The following is a 17,245-nucleotide window of genomic DNA, read 5'->3' on the forward strand; positions in this document are numbered from 1 at the left end:
GATCTTGCGAAGCAGATGATCAGCCGGAACCAGCTGATCCAACGTTACCATCTCAAGCGCGGTCTGTTCGGGGGCGGGTCGCTTCAACATGACCCAGGGAATCAAAAACCCCCGGCTAACGCCAGGGGTTTGTCAGCAGTCTGAAGCGGCGGGCCAAGCCCGCCGCTCCTTCCTTCAAACCATAGCCGACTGTTACCGGTTGCCGAAGTGGTCCCGGTCGCTACCCTGAGGGGCCGACTTCTGCGCGTCGCGCGACGAGTTCAGCAGCTTGTAGACAGGCGAATCGGTGCCGATCGACGACGTGCGGGTGGTGTCGACAGCCGGGGCCGGCTGGTTGACGCCGCTGTTGCCGTAGTTGTCGCTGCCGGCAAAGGCGGCGCCCGAAACGGCCAGCAAGGCCGCAGTGGCAAGAACAATCTTCTTCATTTTAGTACTCCTGAATTTCACATCCGACCGATGCGGCGGGCAAGCCCGCCGCCGGTTCAAGGTCGGCTGTTAGTTGTTGCCGAAAAGGTTGTGGTCGGCGCCCGTGGTCGCAGGCTGCTGAGTGGCCGGCGCGGACTGGTGGACCGAAGCCGTGTAGGACGAGTCGACCTTGGCGGCCGCCTGATTGGCTTCGTTCGGGTTGTAATGGTCGCTACCAGCGAAGGCGCTGCCGGAAATTGCCAGAAGGGCTGCGGCAGTGAGAACAATCTTTTTCATTTTTTGCTACTCCAGTATCATTATTCAGTCCGTCTAGCGGCGTGTCTTGGGAATGAAATCGCGTCGTTCGGACAACGCTGATTTGGGTGAACCGGCTGCCTGATTCCAATCACGAAGTTTTTCCGCCTGGACCATGTTTCCGCATCTTGAAATTTTGATAAGCATGCCTATGATTTTATTTTTATTGAATGAAATCATACTCTTATGCGCATTCGGCAGTTGGCTCACAAAATGTATCGGAGGCTCGACGTTCACACCGTCCTGCACGCACCGTCAACAGAAACGAACCGTTCAGTTCGATTTTAGAATCTCCTAATAGTCACTTTTCGATACTGTTAATCATCCTACCCCCTGTTTCAAAGGCCGATTCGGGCCGCTGCAGGACCGTGTTCTGGCTGAGAGCCAAGAGCGCGTTCGCGCCGGAAGAGGTTGCAGCCGCCTGCTTGTCCATGCTGGAAATCAAGTCTCGATCCGCCAACCAAACCCCAAAATGGTCGAGACGGCGCCGGCACCCCTTGCCTTGCCAAGCAAGGATCGAGCGTTTACAGGCGTTGTCCAGGGGTCAGGCAATGATGCGACCGGCGCAGCCGGCCGGCTGGAATTGCAGAGCGGGGTCAAGGACATGCCTCTTTCCGACGTCTATGCCGTTGCGAGCAGGGACATCGTCTTCGAATCCTTCGACGGCGAAGCCGTCGTGCTCGACCTCTCCAATGGCAAGTATTTCGGCTTCTCCGATTCCGGCAGCAAGGTGTGGCAGGCGCTGTCCTCGGGTGTCGGCACCGAGGCGCTGATCCGATCCGCGGCGGGCGCTGCCATGATCGACGTCGCAACGCTCGAGTCCTTCATTGGGCAGCTGGTCGAGTTTGGGCTGCTGGCCCCTTCCGACGCAATGCCGCTGCCCTCTTCCGACGATTTGCCGGCGGCGCTGGCGGCGGCGCGCGAGCCGCTCAATGTCAGCGTCCACGACGATCTTGCCGACCTCATCACCGTCGACCCGATCCACGAAGTCGAGGAACCGCTCGGCTGGCCCGCCGTCAAGCAGGTTTCCTGAGCGACCGGCGACGGGCCAGGTCAGGCTGGAACAGACCATGCCACGCGTCACGATCGAGACCCTGCCGGACTACGCCCGCTTTCTCCTCGCCGCCGCCGAAAGCGCGGCCGCGCAATTCCCGGTCCAGCGAACCATCCGCCTGCCCGGGCTGGAACTGATCGCGCACCTCGATTCCGGCACGCTCGCGGATGCCCTTGGCCACGCGTTCGTGGAAGCCGACGGCGGTCGGCGGGACTTGCGCCAATGCCGCATTTTCATCGGCCATCCGGGCGTCGGCGACATGCCGGTGCCGGCAAGCTGGGGCGATGCGCATTTCACCGAACATGGCTTTGCCCAGAAACTCGCCGAGGCGGGGCTGCGCGGCCATCATTTCCACGATCTGGATTTCTGGCAGGTCTATGATCCCGACCGACGGGTCGGCGTCCAGCTGATGCGGTCCGCCGACGCGTTTCCACCCTGGGAGCAGGGGGCGCCGTTGCGCGCGTTCCTGCACTGGGAATACGCCGCACGCGGCATGCGCCTGGCCCATGCCGGCACGCTGGGCCTCGACGGCAAGGGCGTGCTGCTGGCCGGCGCCGGGGGCGCGGGAAAATCCGGAACCGTCGTTGCCGGCCTGCTCAACGGGCTGGACAGCGTCGGCGACGACTATGTGCTGATCGACCTCGATAACGGCGTGACCGCGCGGCCGCTGTTTTCACTCCTGAAGCAGGACCCCCAAGGTTTTGCCCGGCTCGGGTTGGAAAGACGACTGGGCGGAGACCGCCCGATCAACTGGCAAGGCAAGCACGCCTTTCACATTAACGAGATAGCACCTCGGCCAATGCGTGCGACTCTGGACATTTCTGCGTTGATGGTGCCACATGTCAGTGGCGGAAAGACGAGTTCGATCGCACCGATTTCGCGCAAGGATGCCATCATCGCGCTGGCGCCCTCCGGCATTGCCCAGATGCCTGGCGAGCGGGAAAGCGGCTTTCGCTTCTTCAGCGATCTCACACGCTTGCTGCCGTGCTACCGGCTTTTCCTCGGGACGCATCCGGAGGAGATTGCCGGTACGATTGCGGATTTCCTAGCGCGGGTGCCCGATGAAGCTGAGCGTGATCATGCCGGTCTATAACCGCGAGCGCTTCGTCGTCCCGGCCCTGCGCTCGCTGCTGCGGCAGCGCGACGCCGCCGACCTCGACATCATCGTCATCGACGACGGCTCGACGGACGGATCGGCCGAGGCGGTGCGCTCGATGATGGACGAAAACAGCTGCATACGCCTGTTCCGGCACGCTCATACGGGTGTTGCCGGCGCCCGCAATGCAGGTCTGCGGCAATTGCCGGCGGATGCCAGCTTCGTGTCCTTCCTCGATTCCGACGACATCTCGCTTCCCGGCCGGTTCAAGGCCGACCTCGTCCATTTCGAAACGCATCCCGCCCTCGACCTGACTTACTCGCTTATGACGCTGGCCGACCGGATCGACGACGAGACATTGGAGCCGGCCGCGAACAGCCGTATCATGACGCTTCGCGGGCTCTCCTTGAGCACCGCCCTGTTCAGCCGGGCGCTTGTCGATCGCATCGGCTGGTTCGACGAGGAGTTCGAATTGTCCGAGGACACAGACTATCTGCTGCGCGTCTTCGAAACGGGCCCCCGTTACGAGCTCCTGGATAGCGTCGCGATCTACTACCGGCGCCATGCGGGAAACGCCACCAGGGAGAATGACGGCAGGTTGCGCGACCACCTGCGGGCGATCCACAAATCGATCAGACGGCGCAGGGCGGATCCTTCGCTGCGCGAGGCTCCGGGAATTTTCGAATTCAAGAGCCCGCCCGACTGGCAGGTCATGTGATGAGCGCCGGGGGGCGAGACAGCGCAAGACCAACGAGGAGCTTCGGATGAAGCTCTCCGTGATCATGCCGGTCCACAATCGCGAGACCTATGTCGGCGCGGCGCTTCGCTCGCTCATAAGGCAGCGCGACGCCGCCGACCTCGACATCATCGTCATCGATGACGGCTCGACCGACGGTTCGGCCGAAGCGGTGCGCTCGATGATGGGCGAAGCATCTTGCATCCGGCTGTTCCGGCAGGAAAACATGGGCGTGACCAGGGCGCGCAACAGCGGGCTCGGGCGGCTCAGGCCGGAGACGGAACTGGTGTCCTTTCTCGATTCGGACGACATCTCGCCAGCCGGGCGCTTCGCGGCGGACCTCGACCTTTTCAGGCGGGATCCCTCGCTCGAGCTCACCTATTCCAGGATGATGCTGGTCGACAGGCTCGACGACGAGACGCTCGAACCAACCCGCGACAGCAACAGCATCACCGTGCGCGGCATCCATCTCTCGGCGGCGATCTTCTCGCGCCGCCTGGTCGACCGGATCGGCAGTTTCGACGAGGACTTCGCCCAGGCCGAGGATACGGACTTCCTGCTGCGCAGCTTCGAGGTCGGCCCCCGATACGTGCTGCCGGACACGCTGGCGCTTTATTACCGGCGGCACGCCGGCAACATGACAAGGCAGGAAGACGTCCAGGCGCGCGAGTTCATGCGCGCCATCTACAAATCGATGAAGCGCCGCAGGGCCGACCCGTCGCTGAAGCCGATCGAAGGCATCTTCGAACTGAAGAAACTCGCGGACTGGCGGTTCATGTGATGAGCGGATACGGCGTCGTCATTCCGGCCTACAACGCCAGCGCCACGATCGCCGAGACGCTGCGGTCGGTAGCGGCGCAGACGGCGCGCCCAGAGCTGGTCGTGGTTGTCGATGACGGCTCGACCGACGATCTCGCCGCCGCGATCGGCGGCATCGACCTGCCGCTCAAGCTTTTGCGCCAGGACAATGCAGGGCCCGGCAGCGCGACCACGCGCGGCATCGCCGCGCTGTCGACGCACTTCATCGCCACGCTCGATGCCGACGACCTTTGGCTGCCCGGAAAGATAGCGGCGCAGCTTGCCCATCTCGAACGGCTTCCGGCGACATCCGGGGTCTTCACCCATATACGCAGTTTCCGCGACGGAGAGCCCGCCGCGATGGCCCCGACCGCGACGCCCGGCTGGTCGCGCTCGACGATGCTGATACGCCGGGCGGCCGCGCAGAGCGTCGGACCGATGGTCGACCCGCCAGGCGGCCGTGGCGAGATGATCGACTGGATCGCCCGTGCGCGGGAAAGCGGTTTTATCCTCGACATGATGCCTGACGTCCTGGCGCTGCGGCGCATCAGGCCGGGAAGCCTGTCCTACGGGCGCGATTCGGCACGCGACCGCGGTTACCTGGAAGTGGCACGGCTTGCCATGCTGCGACGGGCGCAAAGCAAGGCCGGCTCCAGCTGATGGCGAAAATCCGGCGCATCGGCAGGCGCTTTCCCGACTATGGCTGGTCGTGGCCGACCGGCTCGCTCGACCAATTGCTCAAGGCAGCGCTTCTGCCCGACGAAGAGGCGGCGCGCCTTTGCGCCGAACGCTGGCTGGACGAGAACGACATCGACCATGTCTCGTTCCGGGAACACCGGTTGCTTGCCGCGATCTCCGACCGGTTCGGACGCAAGCTTGCCGGCCACGCCGCCTATCCGCGCCTGGTCGGCCTGCAGAAGATGCTGTGGACCAAGTCGCGCATGGCCATGCGGGAGGCCGAGCCGGCGCTGAAGGCGATGGTCGATGCCGGTTGCACGGTGATGCTGATCAAAGGCGCCAGCCGCATCGCGCTCGACGCCGCCGCGCAGCGCGGGCGCGTGGCGCATGACATCGATATACTGGTGCGGCCCGACGATATGCAGCCGGCTTTCGACGTGCTGCGCGACCGTGGCTGGCAGATCGCCACCGGTGTTTCCCCGCAATATCTGCGCACAAGGCTGGCGTCGCTGCGCTCGATGAATTTCTTCAAGGGCAATTACGGCGACATCGACCTGCACCAGCTCGCCTATGATGGCTCGCAGCAGAATGCCGAGGACGACCTGGCGATTTGGCGCCGCGCGATTGCCGCCAAATTCAGCGACGTCGGCGTGGTCGTGCCCTCGCCCGCCGACCGCATCGCTTTGGCTATCGCGCATGGCGGCCTCGACGCGCATACGCATAGCGACTGGCTGGTCGACTGCGCCGTGGCCATCGAAGGCGGCGATGTCGACTGGGGCATATTCCTCGATGTCATCGCCAGGCGCGGCCTCGCCGTGGCCGCGGCCGTGGCGCTTTCCTACCTTGCGCTGGAGATCGGCATCGCGGTGCCGGAGGCCATCCTGACCAAGGTGGTGGATATGGCCGACCGGCGCGGCGCCGCGCGCCTGTCGTCGGTCCTGCAGGCCAAGCCGCGCACTGATTTCGGCGCGCTGACCTGGCTGTCGCGGGGATTTGCGAAGCAGTTGCGCCTGCGGCGCAAGAAAGGCCGGCTGAAGCAGACCGAGCCGGACATCGTGTGGCGCGGGAAGTCCATGACGGCGAAGGCAACCGGCGCGCCGGCTCCGTTCGTGCTTTCCCAGGCGCTGGATGAGCCGCAGGGCGAAATCAGCGAGATGATGCTCGATCTCGTCGTGCGCATCGTCGTCCCGCCGGTCAGGCGACGCATCGAAATGGAGATCAATGCGGGCGACCGGCACGTGGCGCGGCTGCGCTCGATGATGATCAGTCGTTCCGGTGGGGAGCGGATGCTGCGCTTTCGCGGCAAACTGAAGTTTGACCGGACGGGACAGGCCCTGGTGCTGGAGGCACGGCCGTCACGGCAGTTTCGCGTCTGGGACAACGAGCAGGCCGTCGCCACCTATGGCGCGCTGCCTTTCCAGCTCGTTTCAGCAAAATTTTCTCCGACCGGATGAGCCCTGGCGGGCCGCTGGCGTTGATTACGGCGTCAGCGGCTCGGCGAGGGCAGCCTGGCAGTTGCTCAGGAGTCCGGAGTGATCAGTTCCAAGGAGGGGAAATAGGTCCGATATCGGCCGACATCGCGGGTCAGAAGCGGGAGGCGGCCGACCGCAGCATGAGCTCCGATGAAGAAGTCAGGCAACACGCCGGTTTTGTGTCCTCCTGACCGGCGGTACTGTGTGAATACCTTTCCGGCAAGGAAAAGAGCCGCTCTTGGCATGGCAGTCATCTCAAGACCGGCCACATCAAGAAACGCCTCAAGATCCTCGATGCGGGCGTAGCGAACGGCAAGCTCGGCATAGATCACGTCGTTGATCAACAATGGTCCATTGAGACTTGCCGCCTCAAGCTGCGCAACAGACCAATCCGCCCAGTTTGGATCGTCCGAAACGAGGTCGAGCAGAACATTGGTATCGACGAGCGTCACGTTTCGCCGCGGGTCAGAGCCATGATCGCGTCGGTCGTGAGTCCCTCACCAGCATGGCCGCGCAGCTTGGCAAAGCGGCTCACCGGCCGTTTTTTGTCGACACGAGCCAGCACGATGCTTCCATCGGCGGCGCGCCTGAAATCGACCCTGCTTCCGGGAACGATCCCCAGCAGGTCGCGGAGCGGTTTGGGGATGGTCACTTGCCCCTTTGCTGTAACGGTGGTGGCCATCTTCGCCCCCTCGGTAATACCTGATACAAGTAAGGTATTACTTTCTGGATCGAATTTCAACGGCTCGCAATTGCAATTCAAACTCCGTAACGCTCGGTGCGGATGATTTCCGCCGGAACGCCGGCGCCGATCAGAGCATCGGCGGCGGCCGAGACGAACGCGTTCGAGCCGCAGATATAGGCGAGCCTTGGCGCTTTCGGCAGGCGCTCGATGGCCTGCGCCATCATGCGGGCGTCGACGCGCCGGGAGTAATCGGACGGCCGCCTCGCCGGTTCGCGGGTCAGCGTCAGCACCAGATCGAACCCGTCGCGGCGATCGTCGAGGCCGATCAGCTCGTCACGGAAAATCACCTCGTCCCAGACCCGCGCCGAGAACACCAGCGCAACGGGCACCGCATTGTTGCGCAGCGTGCGATGGCGCACCATCGCCATCAGCGGCACGACGCCCGAGCCGCCGCCGACCAGCAGGATCGGCCCGCCGTCGCTCTCTTGCCAGATGAAATGGCCGCCGAGCGGCCCGCGCAACTCGATCTCGTCGCCGACGGCGGCCACGTCATGGAAGAAGGGCGAGACCTCGCCGTCGTCTAGCCGCTCGATCGCCAGCTCGATAGCAGCACCGGCTACCGGCGCCGATGCGATGGAATAGGAGCGGCGCGCCTGATAGCCATCCGGCGCCGTCAGCCTGATGTCGACGTGCTGCCCGGCCAGATGGGCGACGGGCCGCGACGGTCGGAACCAGAAGCTGGTGACGCGCGGCGTGCGCTTTTCGATGCGGGCGATCGTGGCTGCCTGCCAAGGCGATTGCGGCGACGGCTCGGCGCTCATCGATTGCTGCTCACGGATCGCCCCTCATGGATCGCCCCTCATGGATCGCTCGAATAGCGCTGCTCGCGCCAGGGGTCGCCATACATGTGATAGCCGCGCAGCTCCCAGAAGCCCGGCTCGTCGCGTTCGGTGAACTGAAGCCCGTTCACCCATTTGGCCGATTTCCAGAAATAGAGATGCGGCACCAACAGCCGCGCCGGCCCGCCATGATCCGATGTGATCGGCTTGCCCTCATAGAGCAGCGCCACCATCGCCTTGCCGGTGACGAGGTCCTTGGTCGGCACATTGGTGGAATAGCCGTCGAAAGACAGCGCCAGCGTGTAGGCAGTCGGCGGCTCGATGCCGGCGTCGGCGAGGATGTCGTCGACCATTACGCCTTGCCAGGGCGTGTTGAACTTGGTCCAGGCCGTGACGCAATGGATGTCGCGCGTCATCTTGCTCTGCGGCAGGGCGTTGAACTCTGCCCAGTTCCATTTCTTGATCGGCCGCGGCCCCTGCTTGAGGGTGAAGGACCAGTCCTCGGTGCGCACCCGCGGCGTCGGCCCGGCCGACAGAACCGGGAAACCCTGCTCCAGATACTGGCCGGGCGGAATGCGCGCGTCAGTGTCGGAAGGAGGACGCCGTCCGGAAAAGAAACCACGGGTCACCATCGAGACATCTCCTGCGCCGGCGGAAACGATCGGCGCAGTGTTCTCGAAGATGTCGCCGCGGGCAACAGGAATCTCGGCGACCCGCCAGTATCCGGCGGGTCGCCACGCGCGCTCAGCCGGCGGCGAAGGGCACGGCGACGAAGATCTGCGCATCGCCGCGATCGACCAGCAAGAGCACCGACTTCTTGCCGGACTTGCCGGCCTCGGCGATCGCCTGGTTGGCCTGCCGTGCATTCTTCACCGGCGTCTGGTCGACGGCGACGATAAGATCGCCGGGCTGGAGGCCGGCGGCCGAGGCCGCCTTGTCCGGATTGACGCGCGCGACCACCGCGCCGTGCTGGTTGTTGGCAAGATTGAGCTGGTCGCGGATATCGGGCGTGAGGTCGGTCAGGCCGAGGCCGAGCGAAGGAACGCGAAGTCCTTGTTCGGCCGATGGGCTGCGGCCTTCATTGCCGTTCGAGGCGGTCTTCTGATCATCGGCGTTGCGGCCGACATCGGCGGAGATCTGCATCGCCTTGCCCTTGCGCCAGACATCGACGGTTTCCTTGGCGCCCGGCGACACGTCGGCCACGGCGCGCGACAGGTCCTTCGGATCCTTGATCTCCTGGCCGCCGAAGCCGGTGATGACGTCGCCGGTTTCAATACCAGCCTTGGCCGCCGGCGACCCGTCGGTGACCTGGGAAACCAGCGCGCCGGCCGGATGATCGAGGCCGATGGCGCTGGCGACATCCGGGGTGACCGGCTGGATCTGCACGCCGAGATAGCCGTATTCGATGTCGCCGCCCTTCATCAGCTTGGCGACGACCTTCTCAGCCTGGTCCGATGGGATGGCGAAGCCGACGCCGACACTGCCGCCATTGGGCGAATAGATGGCGGTGTTGATGCCGATGACATTGCCGTTGACGTCGACAAGCGGACCGCCGGAATTGCCGTGGTTGATCGGCGCGTCGATCTGGATGAAGTCGTCGAACGGCCCGCTATGCAGGTCGCGGCCGCGCGCCGAAACGATGCCGGCGGTGACCGTGGTGCCGATGCCGAACGGATTGCCGATCGCCAGCACCTGGTCGCCGGTCATCAGTCTGTCGGAATCGCCCCATTTGACGGTCGGCAGCGGCTTGTCGGCCTTGATCTTGAGCACCGCCAGATCGTTCTTGGCGTCGTGGCCGACGAGCTTGGCGGGAAGCTCGGTACCGTCGTCGAGCGTCACCTTGATCGAGCTTGCGCCGTCGACGACGTGGTTGTTGGTGACGATGGTGCCGTCAGCGCCGACGATGAAGCCGGAGCCCAGGGCCTCCTGCCGCTGCGGCTGCTGCTGCGGCGGCGTCTTCGGCATCGGCATGCCCTGGTCGCCGAAGAATTGCTGGAAGAACTGGTCGAAAGGCACATTGCCGCCCATCGGCGAACCATCTTCGGCCTGCGCCTTCATCACCGAAGTGATGGTGACGACGGCCGGCTTGGTAACGGCGATGACCGGCGCAAAAGAGCCGTTCGGGGCCGTGATGCCGGGGACGGGGGTCTGCGTCGTCGCGGCCACGGTGCTGAGGCCGGCATTGCTTTGGGCGAAGGAAACGACGACGGGCGAAATGATCAGCGCGGCGCCCAGCAGGGCGGCGACGCGATGTCTGCGAAGAATGCTTGAGGGTGACATGGTCGTTCTGTCCGGGCGAGAGTTGATCCAGCGTCGCGGGCGCTCCCGCGGGATCGTCCGTCGACGTGCCGATGGCCGGATTTGCCTGTCTCGCCGTGCATGGCAGCCGGCCGTCTCGACAGACAAGCATCTAGGTCGTGGAATGGCCCGAATTAGGGTTTTTGGGCGACCTTACGAAGATTTAATTCAGAGGGCGCTTACGAAACGCTCCCGCCGGCGCAGGTAGGACGAGGCCATTTCGCGCATGCGGGCGGCATCGAAGCTCGGGCCATGACCGCCATGGCCGATGCGGATCGGCAGGTCGAGCAGGCGCTGCATGGTGCGGCAATAGGCCGTACGATCCGAATCCGCCAGATCGTCGATCAGCATGCCGTCATAGATGGCATCACCGGCGAAGAAGAGGCCGTCGGCCTCGTCGAAAAGCGCGATCGAGTCCGGCGAGTGTCCAGGCAGATGCAACACGCGGAATTTCCTGTCGCCAAGATCGACGATATCGCCCTCGTCCAGCGCGCGGATCAGCGGGGCGGAGGGAATGCGGTAATCGGCCGCCTTCCAGTCCGGCGCCGGCAGCTTCGAGACGGCGCCGTCGAGATTGTGGAACATGTAGGCGTAGGTGACGGCATCATCCATGTCGTCGAACCGCGCCGCGCTCATCTTCGGCCCCATGCGCAGCGGGAATTCGTGCAGCGAGCCGACATGGTCGAGATGGATGTGCGTGGCGACGACGATGAGCGGCTTGCCGGCCGGCGTGTCGATCTCGGGTGCCAGCGGCCGGATGCCCATGCCGGTGTCGACCAGCAGGTCCGCGTCGCGACCCTTCAAGTGCCACATGTTGGCACGCACGAAATCATGCACGAAGGGTTCGGTCAGCATCGTCGTGCCGGCATCGACTTTCGCCTTGCCGAACCAGTCGCCAACCTCGAGCTCGGGCATCGGGCCACCGCCCATCAGACGAACGGCTTCCCGACCTTGTATTTTTCCGGCACCAGCCGCTTCAGATAGGCCATGCCGGCTTCCGAAAGCTGGTTGGCGTCCGGCTTCATAAAATCGTCGGGCATATGCCGTGTCTTGCCGGCCACCGCCTTCAGCGGCACCTTCTTCAGCACGGTCTTCGACCCGTCATACTGGATCGCGACCGAGCCGCCGCCTTCACCGGCGACGGCAACCGCGAAGGCGCCGGCGTCGAAGGCCTCCCTGGCGTCGACAGCGCTGATCGCGCCGACATAGCCGCGTGGCATGTAGCCCAGCGCGTCGACCCGCGCGCGCTTCCCCGGCAGGCCTTCGGCCAAAGCCCGCTCCAGCGCTGCCGGCAGGTCGCTGCCGGACAGCTTGACATTGCCGTGCTGGTCGCGCTCGAGCTTTTCCGGCGGCACAAGGCTCTCGACCAGCGCCTTGCCGTCGGCGGTGCTGACGCCTTCGGAGACGGCGACGATGCAGCGTTTGTGGCGGTCCAGCTTTTCGCGCACTTCATCGATGAAGCGCTTCGCCGAGAAGGCGCGCTCCGGCACGTAGATCAGATGCGGCCCGCTGTCGGGATCGAGCTGCCAGGCGGCCGCGGCGGCGGTGAGGAAGCCGGCATGCCGGCCCATGACGATGCCGACATAGATGCCGGGCAGCGCGCGGAAATCGAGATCGACCGAGAGGAAGGCGCCGGCGACGAATTCGGCGGCCGAGATGAAGCCCGGCGTATGGTCGTTCTCCTCGAGGTCGTTGTCGATGGTCTTCGGCGCATGCACGAAGGCGATCGAGCCTCCGGCTGCATCGGTCAGGATCTGCTGGGTGCCCGACGTGTCGTTGCCGCCGATATAGATGAAGGCGTCGGCGCCGGCCTTTTTCAAGCCGTTGAGGATGATCTCGCAATAGGCGGCGTCCGGCTTGTCTCGGGTCGAGCCGAGGGCGGCGCTCGGCGTGCCGGCGATCAGCCGCAGCCTGTCCTCCGGGATGCCTGACAAGTCGACATAATTGCCGTCGCGGATGCCGCGCACGCCATGGATCGAGCCCAGCACCTTGGCGCCGGGATGACGCTTGCGGATTTCCAGCGTGGCGCCGACGACCGTCTGGTTGATGACGGCGGTCGGGCCGCCGCCCTGCGCGATGACGAAGGTTCCAGCCATGCTTTTTCTCTCCCTAGAGCATGATGCCGAAAAGTGAGAAGCGGTTTTCGGGCGACATCATGCTCTATCTCTTTGATGTAGAGGCGGATTCAGATTTCAGGTCCATTGGACCTGAAATCATCCGGCTCCAGGCGAAGGTTTTCATGGCACCTTCGCCTGTCTTGCGGCATCGCGCAACGGAAGAAACTCATGCCTGCCGCGCAAAAATGCTCAGCGGTTTTTGGGCGGCACGCGCCAGAAGAGACGACGGACGGCGTGCGTCAGACCACGACGACCGGGTTCTTCTTGGAGACGCGGCTGTAGAGGTCGATGATGTCCTGGTTGATCAGGCGCACGCAGCCCGACGACATCGCCTGGCCGATGCTCCACCATTCGGGCGAACCGTGGATGCGGTAGCCGGTGTCCTTGCCGTTCTGGTAGATGTAGAGCGCCCGGGCCCCAAGCGGATTGGTGAGGCCGCCGGGCTGCCCGCCCTGCCATTTCACCAGTTCGGGCTTGCGCTGGATCATTTCCGGCGGCGGCGTCCACACCGGCCATTCGCGGCCGTACTGGATGTTGGCGCGGCCCGACCAGCGGAAGCCATCCTTGCCGATGCCGACGCCGTAGCGGATGGCGTCGCCGCCGGGCTGGACCAGATAGAGCATGCGCTCCTGCAAATGGACGACGATGGTGCCGGGCGCCTCGCCGGTCTTGTCAACGACGATCTGACGGCGAAACTGCGGCTTGACCTTCTGCCACGGCACCTCCGGCACCTGGAAGCCGCCATCGGTGAGCGAGGCGTACATGACATCAGGGCCGGTGATGTTCTTGTCGACGCTGATCGCCGGGCGCATGGGCGGCACGGAACCGGTGACGGTGTTGTCGAGCTGCATTTGCGGCAGGTCGAGCGTGTCGGTGGTGCTGCAGCCGGCCAGGCCGAGCAACGCCATGGCGCCGGCGCCCGAAAGCACGGCGCGGCGGGAGAACTGAATTTCGGTATCGATTGCGGCGCCGTTGGAAGGCGGCGTCAGACGTTGCGGCAACTCGCGCATGCACCAAACCCTACGCTGCCGGCGGGAAGCACGGTCCGGCCGGATCGCAGGCATTTTCGCCACGCATGGTTGAAAAAGGGTGAAAGAGCGGAAGCCGGGCTTAACCCTAACGGATCGTTGCGGCGGCCAGTGGGCCTGCGGCACGGCCCCCGAAGATTTTTCCAACAGGCCCTTTACATTACCGCCGGCCCCAGGATTTATCCTTTTCTTTGCGCTCAAGGAGCAGGGAAATGTCCTTCGAAAACTGGGCCGCCTTCGCCGCCGCCTCTTCCATCCTTCTCGTCATTCCAGGCCCGACGATCCTGCTGGTCGTCTCCTACGCGCTTGGGCAAGGCTGGCGCACCGCGCTGCCGATGGCGGTGGGCGTGGCGCTGGGCGACTTCACCGCCATGACGCTGTCGATGCTCGGCATCGGCGCGCTGCTCGCGGCTTCGGCCACGGTGTTCACCATGCTTAAGGTGATCGGCGCCGGCTATCTCATCTATCTCGGCATAAAGCTGTTCCGCGCCGGCGGCGCGCTGAAGGCGGAGCCGCGCACCGACGCCGTGTCGGCGGCAAAGATGATGGCGCATGCCTGGCTGGTGACGGCGCTCAACCCGAAGAGCATCACCTTTTTTGTCGCCTTCCTGCCGCAGTTCCTCGACCGGCACGCCGACTTCTGGTCGCAGATGCTGATCTTCGAGACGACGTTCCTGACCTTGGCCTTCGCCAACGCGTTCGGCTACGCGCTGATCGCATCCAGGGCCCGCGCGATCGTGCGCAACCCGAAGGCGATCCGCCTCTTCAATCGCACCGGCGGCACGCTGCTGGTCGGCGCCGGCATCGCCACGGTGGCGATGCGGTCGGCCAACTGACGCTATGAAGGACGCATTCGGCCTCACCTATTCGGGCGCGACCGAAGCCGGGTTTTCGTCCTACACCCGCGCCGTGCACGAGCTGCAATGCTTCATCGGCGATCCGGTCGGCTCGATCGACCGCGCCATCGCCGACGATCCCGGCTTCGTGATGGCGCATGTGTTCAAAGGCTATCTGTTCGGCCTAGCCACGGAGCGGGAGGCGATGGCCGTCGTGCGATCCTGTCATGTGGCGGCGCAGCCGCTGGCCGGCACCACGCGCGAACAGGCGCATGTCGCGGCGCTCGGCCATCTCGCCGAAGGGCGTTGGCATGAGGCCGCGCGCATCCTCGAGGATATCGCGATCGACAGTCCGCACGATGCGCTGGCTTTGCAGGTGGGGCATCAGATCGATTTCTTCACCGGCAACGCCCGCATGCTGCGCGACCGCATCGGTCGGGCGCTGCCGGCCTGGCAAAAGGATATGCCGGGCTACCACGCCATTCTCGGCATGCAGGCCTTTGGGCTGGAGGAAATGGGCGACTATGGGCGCGCCGAATCGCTTGGACGGCAGGCCGTCGAGATCGAGCCGCGCGACGGCTGGGCGCAACACGCGGTAGCCCACGTCATGGAAATGCAAAGCCGGCAACAAGACGGCATCGCCTGGATGCGGGCCAATCCCAACGCGTGGTCGAAGGACAGCTTCCTCAAAATCCACAATTGGTGGCATCTGGCGCTGTTCCATTACGATCTCGGCGAAACCGACGAGGTGCTCAAGCTCTATGACGGGCCGATCTATGGCGACCGCTCGACCTTGGCGCTCAACATGGTCGATGCCTCGGCGATCCTGTGGCGCCTCAGCCTCGGCGACGTCGATGTCGGCGACCGCTGGGCGACGCTTGCCGCCAACTGGATCCCGAAAGCCGCCGCCGGCAATTACGCCTTCAACGACGCGCATGCGATGATGGCCTTTGTCGGCGCGGGGCTGGAGGCGCCAGCCGGGACGCTGCTCGAGGCGCAGCGCGAAGCGATGCGCGGCAGCGACGACAATGCCGCCTTCACGCGCGATGTCGGCCATCCGCTGACGCTTGCGATCAAGGCCTTCGGCGAGGGCAAGCACGACGAGGCGGCACGGCTGATCCGGCCGATCCGCTCGATCGCGCATCGTTTCGGCGGCAGCCACGCGCAACGCGACGTGATCGACCTGACGCTGATCGAGGCCGCTCTGCGCGCCGGCGATACCGCGCTCGCGCGGGCATTGACCGCCGAACGGCAACTGGCCCGGCCGGACAGCCCGCTGTCGGCGCTGTTCTCGAGGCGCGCCGCCGATTTGTCAGAGAATTGACCCGGGACGGATCTTGCCCTAAAAACTGGCCAAGCCAGATTTTTTCGAGATCCGAAAAAATTAACGGCATTGGGAGGAAATCATGTATCTCGGCCTCGACCTGGGCACTTCGGGCGTCAAGGCGCTGCTGATCGACGACGGCCAGAAGGTCATCGGCTCCGGCCATGGATCGCTCGACGTCTCGCGGCCGCATCCGGGCTGGTCGGAGCAGGATCCGGCGCATTGGATCGAGGCCTGCGAGACGGCCATTGCCGAACTCAAGGCTTCTCATCCGAAAGAGCTGGCCGCGGTCAAGGGCATCGGCCTTTCCGGCCAGATGCATGGCGCTACCCTGCTCGATGCATCGGACAAGGTGCTGCGCCCCTGCATCCTGTGGAACGACACGCGCAGCCATGTCGAGGCGGCCGCGCTCGATGCCGATCCGCGTTTCCGCCAGCTCACCGGCAACATCGTTTTCCCGGGCTTCACCGCGCCGAAGCTTGCCTGGGTGAAGGAACACGAAGCCAGGATCTTTGCCGCCGTCGCCAAGGTGCTGCTGCCCAAGGACTACCTGCGGCTCTGGCTGACTGGCGAGCATATTTCCGAAATGTCGGATTCGGCCGGCACCTCGTGGCTCGATGTCGGCAAGCGCCGCTGGTCGCCCGAACTGCTTGCAGCGACGTCGCTCGACGAAAAGCACATGCCCTCGCTGGTCGAAGGCACTGAGAAGGCGGGCGGCTTGCGCGGCGAGCTCGCCTCGAAATGGGGCATCGCGGCGGGCATTCCAATTGCCGGCGGCGCCGGCGACAACGCGGCTTCGGCCTGCGGCATGGGCACTGTCGGCGCCGGCCACGCCTTCGTCTCGCTCGGGACGTCGGGCGTGCTCTTCGCCGCCAACGCCTCCTATCTGCCCAATCCGGAAAGCGCGGTGCACACGTTCTGCCATGCGCTGCCCAGCACATGGCACCAGATGGGCGTGATCCTGTCGGCCACCGATTCGCTCAACTGGCTATCGGAAATCACCGGAAAGAGCGCCGGCGACCTGACCGGCGAGCTCGGCGATACGCTGAAGGCGCCGACGGGCGTCACCTTCCTGCCTTATCTTTCGGGCGAGCGCACGCCGCACAATGATTCCGTCATCCGCGGCTCCTTCACCGGGCTGGCGCATCAGTCGAGCCGGGCCGTGCTGACGCAGGCGGTGCTGGAAGGCGTCGCCTTCGCCTTCCGCGACAGTCTGGAAGCGCTGAAGACAGCCGGCACGACGCTGACACGGGTGACCGCGATCGGCGGCGGCTCGCGCTCGCGCTACTGGCTGAAGGCGATCGCCACCGCGCTGCAGGTTCCGGTCGATATTCCCGCCGACGGCGATTTCGGCGCGGCGTTTGGTGCGGCAAGGCTGGGGTTGATTGCCGCGACAGGCGCCGATCCGCTCGGCGTGTGCACGGCTCCCGCGACAGACGCCACGATCGAGCCGGACGCCGGGCTGGGTGGGGCTTTCGCGGATGCCTATCAGAGGTATCGCGCGCTTTATCCGGCGGTAAGGGCTGTAACTGCGTGACTATGCACGAGGCCCCCCTCTCTGCCC

At 64.8% G+C, this 17,245-nt stretch carries 19 protein-coding genes; 9 read left to right on the plus strand and 10 right to left on the minus strand.

The window, feature by feature from the left end:
- Positions 1–192: 192 nt before the first annotated feature.
- Together AC0YKC_RS22445 and AC0YKC_RS22450 are read right to left on the minus strand one after the other, a co-directional pair.
- Positions 193–426 carry a DUF680 domain-containing protein gene (locus AC0YKC_RS22445; protein WP_320294152.1) on the minus strand — a complete coding sequence of 78 codons (234 nt, stop codon included), beginning with the start codon at positions 424–426 and terminating at the stop codon, positions 193–195.
- Between the two features lie 69 nt (positions 427–495).
- Positions 496–702 carry a DUF680 domain-containing protein gene (locus tag AC0YKC_RS22450; RefSeq protein WP_434724890.1) on the minus strand — a complete coding sequence of 69 codons (207 nt, stop codon included), beginning with the start codon at positions 700–702 and terminating at the stop codon, positions 496–498.
- A 622-nt stretch (positions 703–1,324) separates the two neighbouring features.
- On the opposite strand from AC0YKC_RS22450, the gene AC0YKC_RS22455 reads away from it, so the two are divergent.
- From AC0YKC_RS22455 to AC0YKC_RS22480, 6 genes are read left to right on the plus strand one after another with little or no spacing between them, the layout of a single operon-like run.
- Positions 1,325–1,753, plus strand: coding sequence for a PqqD family protein (locus tag AC0YKC_RS22455; RefSeq protein ID WP_488512607.1), 429 nt, complete (start codon positions 1,325–1,327; stop codon positions 1,751–1,753).
- Between the two features lie 37 nt (positions 1,754–1,790).
- Positions 1,791–2,867, plus strand: a complete 1,077-nt coding sequence (locus AC0YKC_RS22460; RefSeq protein WP_488512608.1) for a serine kinase — start codon at positions 1,791–1,793, stop codon at positions 2,865–2,867.
- Complete coding sequence (locus AC0YKC_RS22465; protein WP_488512609.1) at positions 2,836–3,588, plus strand: glycosyltransferase family 2 protein; 753 nt, start codon at positions 2,836–2,838, stop codon at positions 3,586–3,588. The genes AC0YKC_RS22460 and AC0YKC_RS22465 overlap by 32 nt, the downstream gene beginning before the upstream one ends.
- A 46-nt stretch (positions 3,589–3,634) precedes the next feature.
- Positions 3,635–4,387 carry a glycosyltransferase family 2 protein gene (locus tag AC0YKC_RS22470; RefSeq protein WP_320294147.1) on the plus strand — a complete coding sequence of 251 codons (753 nt, stop codon included), beginning with the start codon at positions 3,635–3,637 and terminating at the stop codon, positions 4,385–4,387.
- Positions 4,387–5,064 carry a glycosyltransferase family 2 protein gene (locus AC0YKC_RS22475; RefSeq protein ID WP_488512611.1) on the plus strand — a complete coding sequence of 226 codons (678 nt, stop codon included), beginning with the start codon at positions 4,387–4,389 and terminating at the stop codon, positions 5,062–5,064. The genes AC0YKC_RS22470 and AC0YKC_RS22475 overlap by 1 nt, the downstream gene beginning before the upstream one ends.
- Positions 5,064–6,536, plus strand: a complete 1,473-nt coding sequence (locus AC0YKC_RS22480; protein ID WP_488512613.1) for a nucleotidyltransferase family protein — start codon at positions 5,064–5,066, stop codon at positions 6,534–6,536. The genes AC0YKC_RS22475 and AC0YKC_RS22480 overlap by 1 nt, the downstream gene beginning before the upstream one ends.
- A 65-nt stretch (positions 6,537–6,601) precedes the next feature.
- On the opposite strand, the gene AC0YKC_RS22485 is transcribed toward AC0YKC_RS22480, so the two are convergent.
- From AC0YKC_RS22485 to AC0YKC_RS22520, 8 genes are all read right to left on the minus strand, one after another.
- Positions 6,602–7,006: a type II toxin-antitoxin system VapC family toxin gene (locus tag AC0YKC_RS22485; RefSeq protein ID WP_488512615.1), complete on the minus strand. Its 405-nt coding sequence runs from the start codon at positions 7,004–7,006 to the stop codon at positions 6,602–6,604.
- Complete coding sequence (locus AC0YKC_RS22490; RefSeq protein WP_488512616.1) at positions 7,003–7,236, minus strand: AbrB/MazE/SpoVT family DNA-binding domain-containing protein; 234 nt, start codon at positions 7,234–7,236, stop codon at positions 7,003–7,005. The genes AC0YKC_RS22485 and AC0YKC_RS22490 overlap by 4 nt, the downstream gene beginning before the upstream one ends.
- Before the next feature lie 77 nt (positions 7,237–7,313).
- Complete coding sequence (locus AC0YKC_RS22495; RefSeq protein WP_488512617.1) at positions 7,314–8,060, minus strand: ferredoxin reductase; 747 nt, start codon at positions 8,058–8,060, stop codon at positions 7,314–7,316.
- A gap of 38 nt (positions 8,061–8,098) precedes the next feature.
- Positions 8,099–8,710, minus strand: a complete 612-nt coding sequence (locus AC0YKC_RS22500) for a molybdopterin-dependent oxidoreductase (protein ID WP_434724880.1) — start codon at positions 8,708–8,710, stop codon at positions 8,099–8,101.
- A gap of 112 nt (positions 8,711–8,822) precedes the next feature.
- Positions 8,823–10,358, minus strand: a complete 1,536-nt coding sequence (locus tag AC0YKC_RS22505) for a DegQ family serine endoprotease (RefSeq protein ID WP_320294140.1) — start codon at positions 10,356–10,358, stop codon at positions 8,823–8,825.
- A 186-nt stretch (positions 10,359–10,544) separates the two neighbouring features.
- Positions 10,545–11,291 carry an MBL fold metallo-hydrolase gene (locus tag AC0YKC_RS22510; RefSeq protein WP_488512620.1) on the minus strand — a complete coding sequence of 249 codons (747 nt, stop codon included), beginning with the start codon at positions 11,289–11,291 and terminating at the stop codon, positions 10,545–10,547.
- Between the two features lie 14 nt (positions 11,292–11,305).
- Entirely contained in the window at positions 11,306–12,472 is a 1,167-nt protein-coding gene (locus AC0YKC_RS22515; RefSeq protein ID WP_488512621.1) for a diphosphate--fructose-6-phosphate 1-phosphotransferase, read from the minus strand.
- A gap of 260 nt (positions 12,473–12,732) precedes the next feature.
- Complete coding sequence (locus AC0YKC_RS22520) at positions 12,733–13,401, minus strand: L,D-transpeptidase (protein ID WP_224610225.1); 669 nt, start codon at positions 13,399–13,401, stop codon at positions 12,733–12,735.
- Positions 13,402–13,733: 332 nt separating this feature from the next.
- Here AC0YKC_RS22520 and AC0YKC_RS22525 point away from each other — a divergent pair, with 332 nt between their 5' ends.
- The 3 genes from AC0YKC_RS22525 (at position 13,734) to xylB (ending at position 17,218) form a co-directional block, all read left to right on the plus strand.
- Positions 13,734–14,357: a LysE family translocator gene (locus tag AC0YKC_RS22525; protein ID WP_488512622.1), complete on the plus strand. Its 624-nt coding sequence runs from the start codon at positions 13,734–13,736 to the stop codon at positions 14,355–14,357.
- 4 nt (positions 14,358–14,361) lie between these two features.
- Positions 14,362–15,681, plus strand: a complete 1,320-nt coding sequence (locus AC0YKC_RS22530) for a tetratricopeptide repeat protein (protein ID WP_488512624.1) — start codon at positions 14,362–14,364, stop codon at positions 15,679–15,681.
- Between the two features lie 82 nt (positions 15,682–15,763).
- Positions 15,764–17,218 (plus strand): xylulokinase, encoded by a 1,455-nt coding sequence (xylB, locus tag AC0YKC_RS22535; RefSeq protein ID WP_488512626.1) that lies wholly within the window; start codon positions 15,764–15,766, stop codon positions 17,216–17,218.
- Positions 17,219–17,245 lie beyond the last annotated feature (27 nt).

This window comes from Mesorhizobium sp. CNPSo 4661, assembly GCF_057784215.1.

Excerpts from the sequence above, each read along its gene's own strand:
- AC0YKC_RS22465 (WP_488512609.1), top strand. The coding sequence starts at position 2,836 with ATGAAGCTGAGCGTGATCATGCCGGTCTATAACCGCGAGCGCTTCGTC.
- AC0YKC_RS22520 (WP_224610225.1), bottom strand. The coding sequence starts at position 13,401 with ATGGCGTTGCTCGGCCTGGCCGGCTGCAGCACCACCGACACGCTCGAC.
- AC0YKC_RS22490 (WP_488512616.1), bottom strand. The coding sequence starts at position 7,236 with ATGGCCACCACCGTTACAGCAAAGGGGCAAGTGACCATCCCCAAACCG.
- AC0YKC_RS22445 (WP_320294152.1), bottom strand. The coding sequence starts at position 426 with ATGAAGAAGATTGTTCTTGCCACTGCGGCCTTGCTGGCCGTTTCGGGC.
- AC0YKC_RS22525 (WP_488512622.1), top strand. The coding sequence starts at position 13,734 with ATGTCCTTCGAAAACTGGGCCGCCTTCGCCGCCGCCTCTTCCATCCTT.
- AC0YKC_RS22495 (WP_488512617.1), bottom strand. The coding sequence starts at position 8,060 with ATGAGCGCCGAGCCGTCGCCGCAATCGCCTTGGCAGGCAGCCACGATC.
- AC0YKC_RS22470 (WP_320294147.1), top strand. The coding sequence starts at position 3,635 with ATGAAGCTCTCCGTGATCATGCCGGTCCACAATCGCGAGACCTATGTC.
- xylB (WP_488512626.1), top strand. The coding sequence starts at position 15,764 with ATGTATCTCGGCCTCGACCTGGGCACTTCGGGCGTCAAGGCGCTGCTG.
- AC0YKC_RS22530 (WP_488512624.1), top strand. The coding sequence starts at position 14,362 with ATGAAGGACGCATTCGGCCTCACCTATTCGGGCGCGACCGAAGCCGGG.
- AC0YKC_RS22450 (WP_434724890.1), bottom strand. The coding sequence starts at position 702 with ATGAAAAAGATTGTTCTCACTGCCGCAGCCCTTCTGGCAATTTCCGGC.
- AC0YKC_RS22510 (WP_488512620.1), bottom strand. The coding sequence starts at position 11,291 with ATGCCCGAGCTCGAGGTTGGCGACTGGTTCGGCAAGGCGAAAGTCGAT.
- AC0YKC_RS22460 (WP_488512608.1), top strand. The coding sequence starts at position 1,791 with ATGCCACGCGTCACGATCGAGACCCTGCCGGACTACGCCCGCTTTCTC.
- AC0YKC_RS22500 (WP_434724880.1), bottom strand. The coding sequence starts at position 8,710 with ATGGTGACCCGTGGTTTCTTTTCCGGACGGCGTCCTCCTTCCGACACT.
- AC0YKC_RS22480 (WP_488512613.1), top strand. The coding sequence starts at position 5,064 with ATGGCGAAAATCCGGCGCATCGGCAGGCGCTTTCCCGACTATGGCTGG.
- AC0YKC_RS22515 (WP_488512621.1), bottom strand. The coding sequence starts at position 12,472 with ATGGCTGGAACCTTCGTCATCGCGCAGGGCGGCGGCCCGACCGCCGTC.
- AC0YKC_RS22475 (WP_488512611.1), top strand. The coding sequence starts at position 4,387 with ATGAGCGGATACGGCGTCGTCATTCCGGCCTACAACGCCAGCGCCACG.
- AC0YKC_RS22505 (WP_320294140.1), bottom strand. The coding sequence starts at position 10,358 with ATGTCACCCTCAAGCATTCTTCGCAGACATCGCGTCGCCGCCCTGCTG.
- AC0YKC_RS22455 (WP_488512607.1), top strand. The coding sequence starts at position 1,325 with ATGCCTCTTTCCGACGTCTATGCCGTTGCGAGCAGGGACATCGTCTTC.